This is a genomic window from Pseudomonas sp. LAMO17WK12:I1 (assembly GCF_900177315.1).
GTDB classification, from domain to species: Bacteria; Pseudomonadota; Gammaproteobacteria; order Pseudomonadales; family Pseudomonadaceae; genus Aquipseudomonas; species Aquipseudomonas marginalis.
The window spans coordinates 284467-300725 of sequence record NZ_FWZV01000004.1 but is presented as its reverse complement, the minus strand read 5'-3'; the positions used below and the strand labels follow the sequence as shown (position 1 = coordinate 300725).

General features: G+C 61.7%; 17 protein-coding genes. 9 read left to right on the top strand and 8 right to left on the bottom strand.

All coding sequences use genetic code 11. The annotated features are described in order from the left end of the window. Positions 1–51: 51 nt before the first annotated feature. Positions 52–1491: a DegQ family serine endoprotease gene (locus B9N88_RS09095; protein WP_027604316.1), complete on the bottom strand. Its 1440-nt coding sequence runs from the start codon at positions 1489–1491 to the stop codon at positions 52–54. Positions 1492–1516: 25 nt separating this feature from the next. Here B9N88_RS09095 and B9N88_RS32325 point away from each other — a divergent pair, with 25 nt between their 5' ends. Beyond that, positions 1517–1696 (top strand): hypothetical protein, encoded by a 180-nt coding sequence (locus B9N88_RS32325; RefSeq protein ID WP_133822131.1) that lies wholly within the window; start codon positions 1517–1519, stop codon positions 1694–1696. A gap of 29 nt (positions 1697–1725) precedes the next feature. Here B9N88_RS32325 and B9N88_RS09090 read toward each other — a convergent pair whose 3' ends face one another. Genes B9N88_RS09090 through rpoE form a run of 3 tightly spaced genes read right to left on the bottom strand, consistent with a single transcriptional unit; the run spans position 1726 to position 3906 of the window. Next, the gene (locus B9N88_RS09090; RefSeq protein WP_051429320.1) at positions 1726–2688 is read right to left on the bottom strand and encodes a MucB/RseB C-terminal domain-containing protein; all 963 of its coding nucleotides are present in this window, start codon (positions 2686–2688) and stop codon (positions 1726–1728) included. A 16-nt stretch (positions 2689–2704) separates the two neighbouring features. Continuing rightward, complete coding sequence (locus tag B9N88_RS09085; RefSeq protein WP_003172479.1) at positions 2705–3292, bottom strand: sigma-E factor negative regulatory protein; 588 nt, start codon at positions 3290–3292, stop codon at positions 2705–2707. A gap of 32 nt (positions 3293–3324) precedes the next feature. After that, a complete protein-coding gene (gene rpoE / locus B9N88_RS09080) occupies positions 3325–3906 on the bottom strand; it encodes an RNA polymerase sigma factor RpoE (protein ID WP_003172477.1) in 582 nt (193 codons plus the stop codon). Positions 3907–4368: 462 nt separating this feature from the next. Here rpoE and nadB point away from each other — a divergent pair, with 462 nt between their 5' ends. Further along, positions 4369–5985: an L-aspartate oxidase gene (nadB, locus tag B9N88_RS09075; RefSeq protein WP_027604319.1), complete on the top strand. Its 1617-nt coding sequence runs from the start codon at positions 4369–4371 to the stop codon at positions 5983–5985. On the opposite strand, the gene B9N88_RS09070 is transcribed toward nadB, so the two are convergent. Beyond that, positions 5954–6400 (bottom strand): protein YgfX, encoded by a 447-nt coding sequence (locus B9N88_RS09070; RefSeq protein ID WP_027604320.1) that lies wholly within the window; start codon positions 6398–6400, stop codon positions 5954–5956. The two genes, nadB and B9N88_RS09070, sit on opposite strands and share 32 nt — an antisense overlap. Continuing rightward, positions 6384–6638, bottom strand: a complete 255-nt coding sequence (locus tag B9N88_RS09065; protein WP_027604321.1) for an FAD assembly factor SdhE — start codon at positions 6636–6638, stop codon at positions 6384–6386. The genes B9N88_RS09070 and B9N88_RS09065 overlap by 17 nt, the downstream gene beginning before the upstream one ends. A gap of 140 nt (positions 6639–6778) precedes the next feature. Between B9N88_RS09065 and B9N88_RS09060 the strand changes: the two genes are divergently transcribed. Further along, entirely contained in the window at positions 6779–7720 is a 942-nt protein-coding gene (locus tag B9N88_RS09060) for a CAF17-like 4Fe-4S cluster assembly/insertion protein YgfZ (protein WP_027604322.1), read from the top strand. Between the two features lie 36 nt (positions 7721–7756). Further along, positions 7757–8578 carry an HDOD domain-containing protein gene (locus tag B9N88_RS09055; protein WP_027604323.1) on the top strand — a complete coding sequence of 274 codons (822 nt, stop codon included), beginning with the start codon at positions 7757–7759 and terminating at the stop codon, positions 8576–8578. Here the strand turns inward: B9N88_RS09055 and B9N88_RS09050 are convergent, their stop codons facing one another. Then, positions 8579–9964 (bottom strand): sensor histidine kinase, encoded by a 1386-nt coding sequence (locus tag B9N88_RS09050; RefSeq protein ID WP_027604324.1) that lies wholly within the window; start codon positions 9962–9964, stop codon positions 8579–8581. After that, positions 9957–10628 carry a response regulator gene (locus B9N88_RS09045; RefSeq protein WP_027604325.1) on the bottom strand — a complete coding sequence of 224 codons (672 nt, stop codon included), beginning with the start codon at positions 10626–10628 and terminating at the stop codon, positions 9957–9959. The genes B9N88_RS09050 and B9N88_RS09045 overlap by 8 nt, the downstream gene beginning before the upstream one ends. 235 nt (positions 10629–10863) lie before the next feature. Between B9N88_RS09045 and B9N88_RS09040 the strand changes: the two genes are divergently transcribed. Genes B9N88_RS09040 through B9N88_RS09020 form a run of 5 tightly spaced genes read left to right on the top strand, consistent with a single transcriptional unit; the run spans position 10864 to position 16235 of the window. Next, positions 10864–12156 (top strand): OprD family porin, encoded by a 1293-nt coding sequence (locus B9N88_RS09040; RefSeq protein ID WP_027604326.1) that lies wholly within the window; start codon positions 10864–10866, stop codon positions 12154–12156. Positions 12157–12187: 31 nt separating this feature from the next. After that, positions 12188–13171 (top strand): Bug family tripartite tricarboxylate transporter substrate binding protein, encoded by a 984-nt coding sequence (locus tag B9N88_RS09035; RefSeq protein ID WP_027604327.1) that lies wholly within the window; start codon positions 12188–12190, stop codon positions 13169–13171. Positions 13172–13230: 59 nt separating this feature from the next. Next, entirely contained in the window at positions 13231–13689 is a 459-nt protein-coding gene (locus B9N88_RS09030; RefSeq protein ID WP_027604328.1) for a tripartite tricarboxylate transporter TctB family protein, read from the top strand. A 1-nt stretch (position 13690) separates the two neighbouring features. Beyond that, on the top strand, positions 13691–15205 hold the full coding sequence (locus B9N88_RS09025) for a tripartite tricarboxylate transporter permease (protein WP_027604329.1): 1515 nt from the start codon (positions 13691–13693) through the stop codon (positions 15203–15205). Then, positions 15198–16235 carry an AbrB family transcriptional regulator gene (locus B9N88_RS09020; RefSeq protein WP_027604330.1) on the top strand — a complete coding sequence of 346 codons (1038 nt, stop codon included), beginning with the start codon at positions 15198–15200 and terminating at the stop codon, positions 16233–16235. The genes B9N88_RS09025 and B9N88_RS09020 overlap by 8 nt, the downstream gene beginning before the upstream one ends. The last annotated feature ends 24 nt before the right edge of the window (positions 16236–16259 follow it).

Genomic DNA, 16259 nt, shown 5'->3' with positions numbered 1-16259 from the left:
AAAGCCCCGCCCTCGTAACACGAAGGCGGGGCTTTTTATTGGCCGGGTGGGTTACTCGGCCAGCTTGAAGGTAATGAAGCTGGCACGCCCCTGGCGAAGCACGCGCATCGATACCGAGCGGTTCTTCGGCAACGCCTTGGCGATGTCGGTGAACTGCTTGGTAGTCTCAATCGCCTGATTGTTCAGGTGAGTGATCACGTCGCCAGGCTGCAGGCCGATCAAGGCTGCCGGGCCGTCCTGCACTTCCTTGATCACCACGCCGCTCTTGAGATCGAAGGCTTTCTTCTGCTCGTCAGTCAGCTCGGCCACGGCAATGCCCAGGCGATTGCTGCTGCGCTCGGCGCCCGGCTTGGTGTTACCCAGGGCATCCAGGGTCGCGCCCTCTTCAGGGATCGCTCCTACAGTCAGCTCGACATTCTGGCGCTTGCCATCACGAATCACTTCCAACTTGGCCTTGCTGCCGGCCTTGAGTGCGCCAACCAGGTGCGGCAGGTCGGCCGACATAACGATCGGTTGACCGTTCATGCTCAGGATCACGTCGCCCACTTGCAGACCGCCTTTGGCAGCCGGGCCGTCATCCTGGATTTGCGCGACCAGGGCGCCCGCCGGCTTGTCGAGGCCGAAGGATTCAGCCAGGTCCTTGTTCACTTCCTGAATCACCACGCCCAACCAGCCACGGCTGACCTTGCCACCGCTTTTCAGCTGATTGGAAACATCCATGGCCACGTCGATAGGAATGGCGAACGAAACCCCCATGAAGCCACCGGAACGGGTGTAGATCTGCGAGTTGATCCCCACCACTTCGCCCGCCAGGTTGAACAACGGGCCACCGGAGTTGCCCGGGTTGATCGGCACGTCGGTCTGGATGAACGGCACATAGTTCTCGTTCGGCAGGCTGCGACCAATGGCACTGACGATACCCTGGGTAACGGTATGGTCAAAACCAAACGGCGAGCCGATGGCTACCACCCACTGCCCCGCCTTCAGGTCCTGGGACTTGCCCAGCTTCAGCACCGGCAGGTCCTTGCCCTCGATCTTCAGCAAGGCCACGTCGGAACGCGGATCGGTGCCGACCAATTTGGCTTTCAGCTCACTGCGATCGGCCAGGCGTACGAGGATCTCGTCGGCGTCGGCAATCACATGGTTATTGGTGAGGATGTAGCCATCTGGCGAAATGATGAAGCCCGACCCCAGGGACTGCGCTTCACGCTGGCCACCACCGCCACCACGGGGCGCACGCGGTTGTGGCATGCCACGCTCGAAGAACTCGCGCAGCATCGGCGGCAGGCCTTCCAGGTCAGGCATCTGCTGGTTGGAGACTTTGCGATCCGGCAGCTTCTGGGTGGTACTGATGTTCACCACGGCAGGCGAGGCTTGCTCAACCAATTGGGTGAAGTCAGGCAACTCGACCGCTTGCGCGGGCACGGCCTGACCCAGCACCAATACCGTGGCGACTATGGATAGGTAAGACTTCAAACGTGGTATCGACATACAGCTCCCGTTACGACGAGCAGGGTTGAGCGACAGGGTTCAAGAAACGCCGAAAACTGCGAACGACATCTTTGTTCCGCGAACAAAACAAGGCCAGGGCCAACAAGCCCTGACCTATAAAAAACATGGGAGATTTTTGCAAGTGAAAATGCTGATCCAGACATTTCATGCTCTCGGCAGCCAACCTGGCATGGGCGTACTGTGAAAGATCCGGATGAACATAGGATTAACGACTCACGGCTTGGGGGTGGCCTTTTTTTCACCGCGCACCGACAGTGCGATGCGTTCGGCGGTGCCAATAGGTATTTCGCCGACCACAGTCACCATCATTTCGCCATCCACCGTATTCAAGCGACGAGATACAGCGACCGTGGGGCCTAATTGGGTGCGAGTCTCGGTCACGCTCACATCGCTGATCGGCTCGAGAAACACCGAGAAGCGCGCCAGTCCATCTTCATACATCAGGCTGTCGACCGTGGCCTTGGTATGGGGATCCTTGCGGGCGCTGCTATTGGTCAGCTGAAAGCCTGGCGGCAACCACTCCAAGTGCCACGCCTCGGTGGCCTCTACGGCCGCTGCCTTGGTGTCGCCGACGGCGATGGAGGTGCATTCGCCGCTGGGCTGCAAGTCGCGATCATTAGGCGTGGTGGAGGTGTCCAATCGAGTGAACTGAAAGCGCTCCAGCAACTGCCCTTGATCATTCAGCAACAAGGATTTGAGCGGCAAGGCAGTTTCACGATCAAGATGCAGCTCAAAACCGTAGCGGTATTGATCACGGGGTGTAATCGACACAATCACTGCATTACGACCGGCCACGCGAGATTTGCCGATAACGGCCAGTTCGTAGAATTGATTGAGTCTTTGCGGATCGAGGGCGCGCGAGGGCGCATCACGCGAATTGCCAAGGCCGGCGACAAGAGTGCCGCTGACGCACTGAGTGCGGCCATCTACGCGAACGACTTCCTGGGCAGAACCATCAAGCTGCAAAAGCCGCTCGCGGACCTGGCCATTCTGGACACGATGCCAGATGTCATGGGTAGAAAAACTGCCATTACGTTCGTAGACAAACGTACCTTGAAAACTTTGCTGCTGCTCAGCACGCCCAAGTCGAGTCAGCCAGTCTTGGGCGTCGTCGGCATGGGCGGGGAGTGCAAACCAACCACTGAGCAATAAGGTAAGGAGCGGTATGGCGCGCATAGGGCTCCTTAACGGATCAGCGGTTTTCCAGGCTTGCAGCGCGAGCGTATGGCAGAGCGCTTTCAGTGCCTTTCAAGGCGGATTCCTGTGCGTGTTGGCGCAGGTAGCCTGGAAGACGCTGGTCCTGCCAGCCGGATTGCCCTTGCAGCACACCGTTGGCCATAGGGCCGGTGGTGTCGGAGCTTTCCTTGTAGCCGGCCAGTACCGCTGGGCCTTTGACTTGCGGACCGGCCATGACCGGTTGCTGAGTCTGCTGGGCCAGTTCGGCACCGGCGATTTCGTCCTGGTTGTACAGGCGAACACCGGCCAGCACTGCAACAGTCACCGAAGCAGCCACTGCCAGGCGACCCAGGCTGCGCCAAGGGCCACGAGCAGCTTTTGCCGGAACGGCTTCATCAGCCAGCGCGGCAGAAACGGCCGCAGCAATATCCAGACGAGGGATTAGAAGATCCTTGTGCATCACCGCCCGAGCGACTTGGTAACGAGACCAGGTATCACGGGTTTCGGCATCATCAAATGCATTGAGCACTCGACGAAGTTCCAGTTCATCCGCTTCGTTATCCATCACTGCGGACAGCGATTCCTGCAGGGCATCACGACTCATGGCGGTTCCTCTCTTGGCTGTCGCCGCTGTCTTTAGTTTTCCTGCAACAACGGTTGCAAGGCTTTATCGATGGCTTCCCGGGCCCGGAAAATCCGTGACCTTACAGTCCCCACCGGACACTGCATGACGCTCGCAATGTCTTCGTAACTCAGACCATCGAATTCACGTAAAGTTAACGCCGTACGCAAATCTTCTGGCAGTTGCTGAATCGTGCGATGAACGGTGCCTTCGATCTCGTCGCGCAGCAATGCACGCTCCGGCGACTCGAGATCTTTGAGGCCGTGATCACCATCGTAAAATTCTGCATCTTCTGAACTTACATCACTATCCGGTGGGCGGCGTCCGCGAGACACCAGATAGTTCTTCGCCGTGTTGATGGCGATGCGGTAGAGCCACGTGTAAAACGCACTATCACCGCGGAAATTGCCCAGTGCACGGTACGCCTTGATAAAGGCTTCCTGTGCAACGTCCTGCGCTTCATGGGTGTCGTGCACAAACCGCACGATCAACCCGAGAATTTTGTGCTGGTATTTCAGCACTAGCAGATCAAATGCTCGCTTGTCACCGCGTTGAACGCGCTCGACCAGCTGCTGATCCTCTTCCTGGGTTAGCATGAACACTCCTCGTTGTACTTGAAGGAGGCTTGCATAACTAAACGATCAGGCTTGCAAACATAGACTCGGACTTTTCGCAAAAGTTCTCCCCCTTCAAGCAAGTTTCCGGCATGCACTGATTTGGCACACACGAAAAACGCAGCGCGGGCAACGCCGGCTGCGCGAATAATCTTGTCGTCGGTTTTCTGACGCGTCCAATGCTCCCGACGGGCCAATAAACTCAACGTTTCCCAGCTTTCGGGCAACCTGCTATTGAGTCGAGGCTTATGCAAAAAGTTCCCATCTCAATAACCTGCCGATTTTACCCGAGCCGTGCACCGTAATCTCACATTGCCACGAATGCCCGGCTATTGTGCCGCTCCCCCCCTCTATATACTAGTGGCCCGTGTGACCCTTTGATTCGCCGATCCAGGCGTCCTGTTTGCGCCAGCCCTGTGGATCGCTTTTTGCGGAATCCTTCAAATGAGCCAACAGTTTCAACACGATGTCCTGGTGATCGGTAGCGGCGCGGCCGGCTTGAGCCTTGCACTTACCCTTCCCAGCCACTTGCGCATTGCCGTCCTGAGCAAAGGCGACCTGGCCAACGGTTCGACATTCTGGGCCCAGGGCGGTGTCGCCGCGGTGCTGGACGACACCGATACGGTGCAATCCCACGTTGAAGACACCCTCAACGCCGGCGGTGGCCTGTGCAACGAAGACGCGGTGCGCTTCACCGTCGAGCATAGCCGCGAGGCGATCCAATGGCTGATCGACCAGGGCGTGCCCTTCACCCGCGATGAACACGCAGGCAGCGATGACGGCGGCTTCGAGTTCCATCTGACCCGCGAAGGCGGCCACAGCCATCGCCGTATCATCCACGCCGCCGATGCCACCGGTGCCGCGATCTTCAGGACCTTGCTCGACCAGGCCCGCCAACGCCCCAACATCGAATTGCTGGAACAACGCGTCGCTGTCGACCTGATCACCGAAAAGCGCCTGGGCCTGCCGGGCGAACGCTGCCTCGGCGCCTATGTGCTCAACCGCGCCAGCGGCGAAGTGGATACTTATGGTGCGCGCTTCACCATCCTCGCCTCCGGCGGCGCCGCCAAGGTCTACCTCTATACCAGCAACCCCGACGGCGCCTGCGGCGACGGCATTGCCATGGCATGGCGCTCGGGCTGCCGGGTGGCCAACCTGGAATTCAACCAGTTCCACCCCACCTGCCTTTATCACCCACAGGCCAAGAGCTTCCTGATCACCGAAGCCCTGCGCGGCGAAGGTGCACACCTCAAGCTGCCCAATGGTGAGCGCTTCATGCAGCGTTTCGACCCGCGCGCCGAGCTGGCTCCACGGGATATTGTCGCCCGCGCCATCGACCATGAAATGAAGCGCCTGGGCATCGACTGCGTCTACCTGGACATCAGCCAAAAGCCCGAAGCGTTCATCAAGACCCACTTCCCGACCGTCTACGAGCGCTGCCTGGCGTTCAACATCGACATCACCAAAGGCCCGATCCCGGTGGTGCCGGCGGCGCACTACACCTGCGGCGGCGTGATGGTCGACCAACATGGGCGTACCGATGTACCCGGCCTGTACGCGATTGGCGAAACCAGCTTCACCGGCCTGCACGGCGCCAACCGCATGGCCAGCAACTCACTGCTCGAATGCTTCGTCTACGCCCGCTCGGCCGCAGCCGACATTCTCGAACAACTGCCGCGCATCCCGGTGCCGGCCGCCCTGCCCCGCTGGGATGCCAGCCAGGTTACCGACTCGGACGAAGACGTGATCATCGCCCACAACTGGGACGAGCTGCGGCGCTTCATGTGGGATTACGTGGGGATCGTGCGCACCAACAAGCGCCTGCAACGGGCACAGCACCGGGTGCGATTGCTGCTGGATGAGATTGATGAGTTCTACAGCAACTATAAGGTCAGCCGTGACCTGATCGAACTGCGCAACCTGGCCCAAGTCGCGGAGTTGATGATCCGTTCGGCCATGGAACGCAAGGAAAGCCGGGGCCTGCACTACACCCTCGACTACCCGCAGATGTTGCCCGAGGCCCGCGACACTATTCTGGTGCCAACCACCTACGGCGGCTGAACTTCAAGCGAACCCGCAGGCGCCGGTGCACATCGGCGGCCTGCGAATCCGTCGGCACGCAGACCGAGCGAACCCGCCATTCCCCCGGTACGCGATAGCGCAACACCACAATCAGCGGCAACGCCAGGCTGTCGGGGCGCAGCTGCACGCGATGCCAGCCGCGCTCACCGCTGAATAATTGCCAGCCCTCTTCATCCCGTCGCAGGCCACGAATCGACGAACGGTGAGTCAGCAGGACATAACGCGGCAATACCCAGGCAGCCTGGGCCAGGCACGCCAGCACGCCGAGGACGGCAAAGGGAGCGTCGAGGACCATCAGCGCACCCAGCGCGAACAGCTGGGCAAGGAGATACGCCGCCAGCAGCAGCCGTGAGGCCTGCCAGCGGCATTCAAAACGATTACTTGGGCTGGACACGATCCAGGATCATCCGGACCATGCGCTGCAGTTCAGGATCTTCGGATTCGGCCCGCTCCATGAACCAGCCGAACATGTCCTGATCTTCGCAAGTCAGCAGCCTGACGTAGAGATCGCGATCTTCCTTATTGAGCGTCGCATACACCTCTTTGGTAAAAGGCACCAGCAACACATCAAGCTCAAGCATGCCACGACGGCTGTGCCAGTAGAGACGATTGATTTCTACATCTTCGACCATGGAGCGCTCCTCAAATAGAGTGCAAGTATACAGGCCCGACGGCACCGGAACAGTCGGCTTTGGTCGCCCCCTACGGAAACTATCCATTTGCCGGGCGCCCCTCTATGATGCACCCATGACTTTTTGACCTGCGATGACCCATGGCTGACTCTGCTTTCTTCTGCCCCCTGTCCCACGAAGGCGTTCTCGCCGTCCGCGGCTCCGACGCTGCCAAGTTCCTGCAGGGACAACTCACCTGCAACCTCAATTACCTGAGCGACACCCAGGCCAGCCTCGGTGCGCGCTGCACGCAAAAAGGCCGCATGCAGTCGAGCTTCCGCATCCTGTTGCAGGGCGACGGCGTACTCCTGGCCATGGCCAGCGAACTGCTCGAACCGCAACTGGCGGACCTGAAGAAATATGCGGTGTTCTCCAAGTCCAAGCTCACCGACGAAAGCGCCGCCTGGGTGCGTTTCGGTGTGATCGATGGCGATCAGGCGCTGACCGGCCTTGGCCTTGAGCTGCCCACCGAAACGGACAGCGTTGCCCGTACCGAACACCTGATCGCCGTCCGCGTGTCCCCCGCCCGCGCCGAACTCTGGGTACCGGCCGAGCAAGCCGACGGCGTGCGCGGCCAATTGGCCGCACAGTTGACACAAACCGACTTGAATCACTGGCTACTGGGCCAGATCCGCGCCGGTATCGGCCAGGTCATGCCCCAGACTCGCGAACTGTTCATCCCGCAGATGCTCAACCTGCAGGCCGTGGGCGGCGTCAGCTTCAAGAAAGGCTGCTACACCGGCCAGGAAATCGTCGCGCGCATGCAGTACCTGGGCAAACTCAAGCGTCGCCTGTACCGCTTGAGCTTGAACGCGGCGCAAATGCCCGAGCCAGGCACCCCGTTGTTTTCCCCCAGCCACAACAGCTCGATCGGCGAAGTGGTGATTGCAGCAAAAGCTGACCAGGTGATTGAACTTCTGGCGGTATTGCAAGCCGAAGCTGCCGATAGTGGCGATGTGCACCTAGGCACACTGGAAGGCCCCGGTTTGCAACTGCTTGACCTGCCTTACACCCTTGACCGCGATCGTGAGATCCAGCGTTAGTCGCCGTATTTTCCTGCAACACCCTAGAGAGCATGAATGAACAAACTGGCGGAAAAAGTCCAACAGGCGTTGGTTAAGGCCATCGACAACGATGACCTGGTTCTGCCGACATTGCCGGAAGTGGCCCTGAACATCCGTCAGGCCGCTGAAGACCCGGAAATCAGCATCAGCCACTTGAGTAAAGTGATCGGCCGCGACACTGCGTTGTCGGCGCGCCTGATCAAAGTGGTCAACAGCCCGCTGTTGCGCGCCACCCAGGAAGTCACCGACCTGCACACCGCCATCACCCGGCTGGGCACCAACTACAGCAGCAACCTGGCCATCGGCCTGGTGATGGAACAGATCTTCCATGCCCGTTCCGAAGTGGTCGAACAGAAAATGCGCGATGTGTGGCGCCGCAGCCTGGAAGTGGCAGGTGTAAGCTACGCCCTGTGCCGCAACCACAGCCAGCTCAAGCCGGACCAGGCAGCGCTGGGCGGCCTGGTGCACCAGATCGGCGTGCTGCCGATCCTGACCTACGCCGAAGACCACTACGAGCTGCTGTCGGATCCGGTCAGCCTCAACCACGTGATCGACAGCATCCACCCGGTGCTGGGCGACAAGTTGCTGAGTGGCTGGGACTTCCCGGAAATGCTGGCGAAACTGCCGGGCCAGTACCTGAACCTGGAGCGGGACTCAGCCTGCCTCGACTACATCGACGTAGTGCAGATTGCCATGCTGTATTGCCATCACGGCACCGATCACCCCCTGGCCAAGGTGGACGTCTCCAGCGTGCCTGCGATGAAAAAACTGCGGGTTGATCCCTACAGCGAAAAACTGCGCGCAGAGCTGGATGAAGCGCGCGCCATGTTCGATTGATCAACCGGCGATAAAACTCACCCGCACCTTCAACCCCGCGTGCTCGCCGTCATGCAGGCTGATCTGGGCCAGATGCGCACGACAGATTTCGCCCACGATCGCCAACCCCAGGCCTGAGCCCATGCCTTGCTGGCTACGGCGGTAGAAGCGCTCGAACACCCGGTCGCGCTCATCCTGCGGAATACCCGGGCCATCATCTTCCACCTCCAGTACCGCCGGCGCCGTGACCCGCAGGATCACGTTGCCGCCCGGTGGCGTGTGCGCCAGGGCGTTGTCCACCAGGTTGCTCAACAGTTCATTGAGCAGCGTCGGCTCGCCACGCAACCACACCGGTTCATCCGCCTCCAGCGCCAGTGCCACGCCGCGCGCATGGGCCAACGGCGCCATGGCCATGCCCAGTTCACGAGCCAATTGGCTGAGGTCGAGCAACTGCGCGCCGCCTTCGGCAATCGCCCGGGCACCGTTTTCGATGCGCGCCAGGGACAGCAACTGATTGGCCAGGTGGGTCAACCGATCGGTGCCTTGGGCGGCGGTCTCCAGGGTACTGCGCCAGGTTGCGGGATCTTCGGCGCGTAGGCCCAGCTCCAGGCGCGCCTTGAGCGCCGCCAACGGGGTACGCAGTTCATGGGATGCATCGGCAATAAACTGCGCCTGACGCTCGAACTGGCCGCGCAGGCGTTCGGTGAAGTGGTTGAGGGAACGCACCAGCGGGCCGAACTCATGCTGAACCTCCACCAACGGCAACGGCCGCAAGTCGTCGGGCTGGCGCTCTTCCACCGCCGTGCGCAGGCGCTCCAGCGGGCGCAAGGCGGCGCTGACGGCAAACCACACCAGCAACAAGGCGCCAATGGCGAGCATGCCCAGGCGCAGCAAGGTGTCAGCCATCAGGCTGCGGGCCATGCTCACCCGTGCCTCATCGGTTTCGGCCACGCGGATTTCCGCCATGCCGTTCATGTTCGGTTCGGAGACCGCCTTCAGCAGGCTGACCACCCGCACTTCCTGGCCCTGGTACTTGGCGTTGTAGAAGCGCGCCAGCGCCGGGTAGTCGTCGGTGCGCGGTGTGCCGGGGGGCGGGCCGGGGAGGTTTTCGTAGCCGGAAATCAGTTTCTGATCAATGTCATTGACCTGGTAATAGATGCGCCCGGCGCTGTCGTAGGCAAAGGTGTCGAGGGCGACATAGGGCACGTTGGCGCTGAGGGTACCGTCCACCTGGGTCAGGCCGGCGGCGATGGTACGCGCCGAGGCCAGCAGCGTGCGGTCATAGGCGGTGTCGGCCGCTTCGCGACCGTTCCAGTAGGCACTCATGCCACTGGCGAGCATCAACAGCACCAGCAGCAGCGCCAGGTTCCACAGCAGGCGCCAGCGCAGGCTGCTGGGCTTATGCATCGCGGGCTTCCAGCAGGTAGCCGAGACCGCGGAACGTCACGATGGCAATGGGTTGGCCATCGAGCTTCTTGCGCAGGCGGTGCACGTAGATTTCGATGGCGTCGGGGCTGGCCTCTTCGTCCAGGCCGAACACCTGGGAAGCCAGTTGCTCCTTGCTCATCACCCGGCCTGGGCGGGCAATCAGCGCTTCAAGCACGGCTTGCTCGCGGGAGGTCAACGTCATCAACTCGCCGCCCACCGTGAAACGTCGGGTGTCGAGGTCATAGACCAGCACCCCGCAGGCCTGCTGGCGCTCGCCGCCCAATACGCTGCGGCGCAGCAGCGCCTTGACCCGGGCTTCCAGCTCGGTCAGTTCGAACGGTTTGGCCAGGTAGTCATCGGCGCCCAGGTTCAGGCCATGCACGCGGTCCTTCACATCGCTGCGCGCGGTCAACATCAGCACCGGCAGGTTTTTCCCACGCGCCCGCAAGCGCGCCAGCACCTCGAAGCCGTCCATGCGCGGCAGGCCCACATCGAGGATGGCCACCGCGTAATCCTCGCTGCTCAAGGCCAGGTCGGCGGCCACGCCGTCATGCAATACGTCAACGGTCAAACCTGTGCTCTTGAGCGCTTGGGCGACGCTTTCGGCGAGTTGCAGATGGTCTTCAACCAGAAGGACACGCATGGATTTCCACCTTATTCGGACGTGGTCGGCGCCACGCTTTGCCGGGCAGTTTACAGGCGCCGACTGCCCTGTGAAGCCTGAAAACATTGAAAGGCAGCTGAAAGGTTAGTGAAAGCTTCGCCCTTTAGCATCCAGCCACGGTAGGTCATGCCTGCCGAGCGACCTGATGGGTCGCGCCCGAAAAACGCCTCGAAGCGTTTTCGCCAAAATAAGAACAATAACGGAGTGCACCACGATGCTGTCGACACAGCCCCAGGCTTGCCCGCCTGTTCGTATTTCCCGCCTGACCCACACCGCCCTTGCCAGTGCCGCTGCCCTTGCCGGCTTTTCGCCGCTTGGCCAGGCTGCCTTCTTCGAAGACAGCAGTGCGACCCTGGAAACCCGCAACATGTACTTCAACCGCGACTTTCGCGACGGCACCAGCGCCCAGCAGTCCAAGCGCGACGAGTGGGCCCAGGGCTTCATGCTCAACCTGCAATCGGGCTACACCGACGGCACCGTCGGCTTTGGCGTGGATGCGCTGGGCATGCTCGGGGTCAAGCTCGACTCCAGCCCCGACCGCACCGGCACCGGCCTGCTGCCCACCCACGACGATGGCCGCGCCGCCAACGAGTACTCCAAGCTGGGCCTGACCGGCAAAGTGAAGATTTCCGCCACCGAGCTCAAGATCGGCTCGCTGATGCCTGAACTGCCGATCCTCAAGCCCAATGACGGGCGCATCCTGCCGCAGACCTTCAACGGTGGCCTGGTCACCTCCAAGGAATTCAAGAACCTGGTCTTCACCGGCGGCCGCCTCGACAAGGCCAAGGACCGCGACGACAGCAACTACGAGGACATCGCCCTCAACAACAAGAACAGCCGCTTTCTCAGCGGTGCCACCGGCAAGCATTTCAACTTCGGCGGGGTCGACTACAAGTTCGCCGACAAGATCACCGGCAGCTACCACTTCGCCCAACTCGACGACGTGTACCGCCAGCACTTCCTCGGCCTGGTTGCCGCGCGCCCGATGGGCCCCGGCACCTTCGCCACCGACCTGCGCCTGGCGATCAGCGATGACGCAGGCGCAGCCCGTGGCGGCAAGATCGACAACACCTCCCTCAACGGCCTGTTCAGCTATGCCCTCAATGGCCATAAGCTCAGCGCCGGCTACCAGCATATGTCCGGCAACAGTGCCTTTCCGTACGTGGATGGCAGCGACCCGTACCTGGTCAACTTCGTGCAGATCAACGACTTTGCCGGCGCCGAGGAGCGCTCCTGGCAGGCGCGCTACGACTGCGACTTCGCCAAGCTGGGCATTCCCGGCCTGAGTTTCATGAGCCGTTACCTCTCGGGTGACAATATCAAGCTCAGGAACGGCGACACCGGCAAGGAATGGGAACGCAACAGCGAGATCAAGTACGTGGTGCAAAGCGGTACGTTCAAGGATGTCGCCGTGCGCCTGCGCAATGCCACCTACCGTTCCAACTATTCAGCCCGTGATGCGGATGAAATGCGCCTGCTGGTCAGCTACAGCGTTGCGCTCTGGTAAGCCACTCATAACAACAAAGACGGAGATCACCATGACCCCTTCATTGCGTAAATTGGCCCTCGCCGCCGGCTGCATGCTGTTCGCCGGCCAACTGCTGGCCGCCGACGAACCCAAGCGCCCGGAATGCATCGCCCCGGCCTCCCCCGGCGGTGGTTTTGACCTGACCTGCAAACTGGCGCAAAGCGCGCTGGTCAACGAGAAACTGCTGAGCAAACCAATGCGCGTGACCTACATGCCGGGCGGCGTGGGCGCGGTGGCCTACAACGCCGTGGTGGCCCAGCGTCCTGCGGACGGCGGTACGCTCGTGGCCTGGTCCAGCGGTTCGCTGCTGAACCTGGCCCAGGGCAAGTTCGGGCGCTTCGATGAGAGCGCCGTACGTTGGCTGGCCGCCGTGGGTACCAGCTACGGTGCCATCGCTGTGAAAGCCGATTCGCCCTACAAGACCCTCGACGACCTCGTCAAAGCCCTGAAGAAAGATCCCGGCAGCGTGGTGATCGGTTCCGGCGGCACCGTCGGCAGCCAGGACTGGATGCAAACCGCGCTGATCGCCAAGGCCGCCGGGATCAACCCGCGCGAGCTGCGCTACGTGGCGCTCGAAGGCGGCGGTGAAATCGCCACCGCCCTGCTCGGCGGACATATCCAGGTCGGCAGTACCGACATCTCCGACTCCATGCCGCACATCCTCAGCGGTGACATGCGCCTGCTGGCGGTGTTCTCCGAGGAGCGCCTGGACGAGCCGGAAATGAAGAATATTCCGACCGCCAAAGAGCAAGGCTACGACATCGTCTGGCCGGTGGTGCGTGGCTTCTACCTCGGGCCAAAAGTCAGCGATGCCGACTACGCCTGGTGGAAGGAGGCCTTCGACAAACTGCTGGCCTCCGACGAGTTCGCCAAGCTGCGTGACCAGCGCGAGCTGTTCCCGTTCGCCATGACCGGCCCGGAGCTGGACACCTACGTGAAGAAACAGGTGGCTGACTACAAAGTGCTGGCCAAAGAGTTCGGCCTGATCCAGTAATCGCCCCTCTGTCGCGCGGCCATGCCTGGCGAACCCCAGGCATGGCCCAGGAGTTCAACATGCTCTTACAACGCATATTCGCCGCCGCGCTGCTGCTGGCCTGCGCCGGTCTGGCGCTGATGGCCTGGCCCTACCAGGCGTCGTTTTCCTACGAACCCGTAGGGCCCCGCGCCTACCCATTGCTGATGCTCGGGCTGATGAGCCTGGCGCTGATCTACATGCTGTTCCGCCCGCAACCCACCCAGCACACCGAAGAAGAACCGGCATTGGACCGCCAGACCCTGGTCAAGATCGGCATCTGCGTGGCGCTGTTGATCGTGTTTGCCGGCACCTTCGAGCCCCTGGGCTTCATCCTCAGCAGCATGCTGATCGGCATCCCCATGGCGCGCCTGTATGGCGGGCGCTGGGTGCCCAGCGTGGTGATCGTCAGCCTGATGGCCATCGGTCTTTATCTGCTGTTCGATAAGGCCATGGATGTTCCACTGCCCCTCGGCCTGCTCGACGTTCTGGAGAACTGATATGGATACTTTCGGCTATTTGGGCCAGGGCTTCGGCGTTGCACTGTCCCCCTACAACCTGGTGACCGCCCTGTGCGGCACCCTGATCGGCACCGTGGTCGGCCTGTTGCCGGGCCTGGGCCCGATCAACGGCGTGGCGCTGTTGATCCCCATCGCGTTCGCCCTGGGCCTGCCGCCGGAATCGGCACTGATCCTGCTGGCGGCCGTGTACCTGGGCTGCGAATACGGCGGGCGTATCAGCTCGATCCTGCTGAACATCCCGGGCGAAGCCTCCACCGTAATGACCACCCTCGACGGCTACCCGATGGCCCGCAAAGGCCTGGCCGGCGTGGCGCTGTCGTTGTCCGCGTGGAGTTCGTTCATCGGCGCGTTTATCGCCACCTGCGGCATGGTGCTGTTCGCGCCGCTGCTGGCCAAATGGGCGATTGCCTTCGGCCCGGCGGAATATTTCGTGCTGATGGTGTTCGCGATTGTCTGCCTGGGCGGCATGGCCGGTGACAAACCGCTGAAAACCTTCGTGGCGGCGCTGATCGGCCTGTTCCTCTCGGCAGTGGGCATCGATGCCAACAGCGGCGTGTACCGGTTCACCGGCGATAACATCCACCTCACCGACGGCATCCAGTTTGTGGTGTTGGTATTGGGCTTGTTCTCCATCAGCGAGATCCTGTTGCTGCTGGAAAAAACCCACCGTGGCCAGGAAGCGGTGAAAGCCACCGGGCGGATGATGTTCAACCTGAAGGAAGCAGGTTCGGTGTTCGTGGTGAACATTCGTTGCGGCCTGCTCGGTTTCATCATGGGCGTGCTGCCCGGCGCGGGCGCGACCCTGGCCTCGGCCGTGGCGTACATGACCGAGAAACGCCTGGCCGGTGCCAGCGGCAAATTCGGCCAGGGCGACATGCGCGGCTTGGCGGCACCGGAAACCGCCATCGGCGCGTCCGCCTGCGGTGCCCTGGTGCCGATGCTGACCCTCGGCGTTCCCGGTTCGGGCACCACCGCCGTGATGATCGGCGCCCTGTCGCTGTACAACATCACCCCCGGCCCGCTGCTGTTCCAACAGCAACCGGACATCGTCTGGGGCCTGATCGCCTCGTTGTTTATCGCCAACATCATGCTGGTGATCCTCAACATCCCGATGATCCGCATCTTCACGCGCATCCTCGCCGTGCCGAACTGGGCGCTGGTGCCGGTGATCGCGATCATCACCGCGATCGGTGTGTACGCGGTGCACGCCACCACCTTCGACCTGTTCCTGATGGTCGGCATCGGCATCTTCGGCTACATCCTGCGCAAGCTGGACTTCCCGCTGTCGCCGGTGCTGCTGGGCTTTATCCTCGGCGGCCTGATGGAACAGAACCTGCGCCGCGCGCTGTCGATTTCCAACGGTGACCTGCAGATTCTCTGGTCAAGCCCGATCACCTTCGGGGTGTGGGTACTGACCGCGTTGATGCTCGCCTTCCCGCTGGTGCGCATCTACCGCAAACGTGCCCTGCAGCGTCGTGCCGTGGCCGATGTCTGAGGTCACCTTTAAACATTGGTGGGGAACACCGCTGGTCGGCCTGGCCGGCGGTTACCTGGCCAGCCTGGTCGGCTGGCCTTTGCCGTACATGGTCGGCTCCTTACTGGCGATCATCCTCGTGCGTTGCCTAACGCCCTGGCAGTTGGCGGAGATTCCCGGCGGGCGCAAATGCGGCCAATGGGTGGTGGGCATCGGCATCGGCCTGCACTTCACCCCCGTGGTAATCGAACAGGTAATGAGCCATTTCGGCCTGATTTTCTTCGGTGCGTTGGTCACCAGCCTGTCGAGCGTGGTCGGCGTGTGGTTGATGCGCCGCAGTGGCGAAGACCGCGCCACCGCGTTTTTCTCGAGCATGCCGGGCGGTTCCGGGGAGATGGTCAACCTCGGCTCGCGCAATGGCGCGGTACTCAGCCGTGTGGCGGCAGGGCAAAGCCTGCGTGTGCTGGTGGTGGTGCTGTGTGTGCCGGCGATCTTCAAGTACCTGTTGGGCGGCGGTGCGCCGCAGTTTCATCCGGCGCCGGTCAGTTGGGTGTGGCTGGCGCTGCTGTTTCCACTCGGTGCACTGGTGGCCTGGGGATGGCAGCGCTTGCGCCAGCCTAACCCGTGGTTGTTCGGCCCCTTGCTGGTCAGTGCGACGGCCAGCGTGGTGTGGGACCTGCATATCGGCCTGCCCGACGGCGGCAGCCAGATCGGCCAGTGGTTGATTGGCAGCGGGTTGGGCTGTCACTTCAATCGGCAGTTCTTCCGTCGAGCGCCGTCGTTCATGGGCCGCACCTTGATCGGCACGGCCTTGACCATGGCGCTGGCAACGTTGGCGGCAGTGGGCTTGAGCGCCCTCACCCACCTGGATTTGCGCTCGCTGACCCTGGGCATGATGCCCGGCGGGATTGCCGAGATGAGCCTCACGGCCGAGACCCTGCAACTGTCGGTGCCGTTGGTGACGGCGATGCAGGTGATGCGCTTGTTGTTTGTGCTGTTCCTGGCGGAGCCGTTGTTTCGGCATTGGAACCGTCAGCCGGAAAAAATCTAAACCTTCGGCACAGGTTGAACTGTG

What these genes read in the sequence shown, in the direction of transcription:
- B9N88_RS09095 (WP_027604316.1), bottom strand. Translation starts at nt 1,491, where the DNA reads ATGTCGATACCACGTTTGAAGTCTTACCTATCCATAGTCGCCACGGTA.
- B9N88_RS09090 (WP_051429320.1), bottom strand. Translation starts at nt 2,688, where the DNA reads ATGCGCGCCATACCGCTCCTTACCTTATTGCTCAGTGGTTGGTTTGCA.
- B9N88_RS09085 (WP_003172479.1), bottom strand. Translation starts at nt 3,292, where the DNA reads ATGAGTCGTGATGCCCTGCAGGAATCGCTGTCCGCAGTGATGGATAAC.
- rpoE (WP_003172477.1), bottom strand. Translation starts at nt 3,906, where the DNA reads ATGCTAACCCAGGAAGAGGATCAGCAGCTGGTCGAGCGCGTTCAACGC.
- nadB (WP_027604319.1), top strand. Translation starts at nt 4,369, where the DNA reads ATGAGCCAACAGTTTCAACACGATGTCCTGGTGATCGGTAGCGGCGCG.
- B9N88_RS09065 (WP_027604321.1), bottom strand. Translation starts at nt 6,638, where the DNA reads ATGGTCGAAGATGTAGAAATCAATCGTCTCTACTGGCACAGCCGTCGT.
- B9N88_RS09060 (WP_027604322.1), top strand. Translation starts at nt 6,779, where the DNA reads ATGGCTGACTCTGCTTTCTTCTGCCCCCTGTCCCACGAAGGCGTTCTC.
- B9N88_RS09055 (WP_027604323.1), top strand. Translation starts at nt 7,757, where the DNA reads ATGAACAAACTGGCGGAAAAAGTCCAACAGGCGTTGGTTAAGGCCATC.
- B9N88_RS09050 (WP_027604324.1), bottom strand. Translation starts at nt 9,964, where the DNA reads ATGCATAAGCCCAGCAGCCTGCGCTGGCGCCTGCTGTGGAACCTGGCG.
- B9N88_RS09045 (WP_027604325.1), bottom strand. Translation starts at nt 10,628, where the DNA reads ATGCGTGTCCTTCTGGTTGAAGACCATCTGCAACTCGCCGAAAGCGTC.
- B9N88_RS09040 (WP_027604326.1), top strand. Translation starts at nt 10,864, where the DNA reads ATGCTGTCGACACAGCCCCAGGCTTGCCCGCCTGTTCGTATTTCCCGC.
- B9N88_RS09035 (WP_027604327.1), top strand. Translation starts at nt 12,188, where the DNA reads ATGACCCCTTCATTGCGTAAATTGGCCCTCGCCGCCGGCTGCATGCTG.
- B9N88_RS09030 (WP_027604328.1), top strand. Translation starts at nt 13,231, where the DNA reads ATGCTCTTACAACGCATATTCGCCGCCGCGCTGCTGCTGGCCTGCGCC.
- B9N88_RS09025 (WP_027604329.1), top strand. Translation starts at nt 13,691, where the DNA reads ATGGATACTTTCGGCTATTTGGGCCAGGGCTTCGGCGTTGCACTGTCC.
- B9N88_RS09020 (WP_027604330.1), top strand. Translation starts at nt 15,198, where the DNA reads ATGTCTGAGGTCACCTTTAAACATTGGTGGGGAACACCGCTGGTCGGC.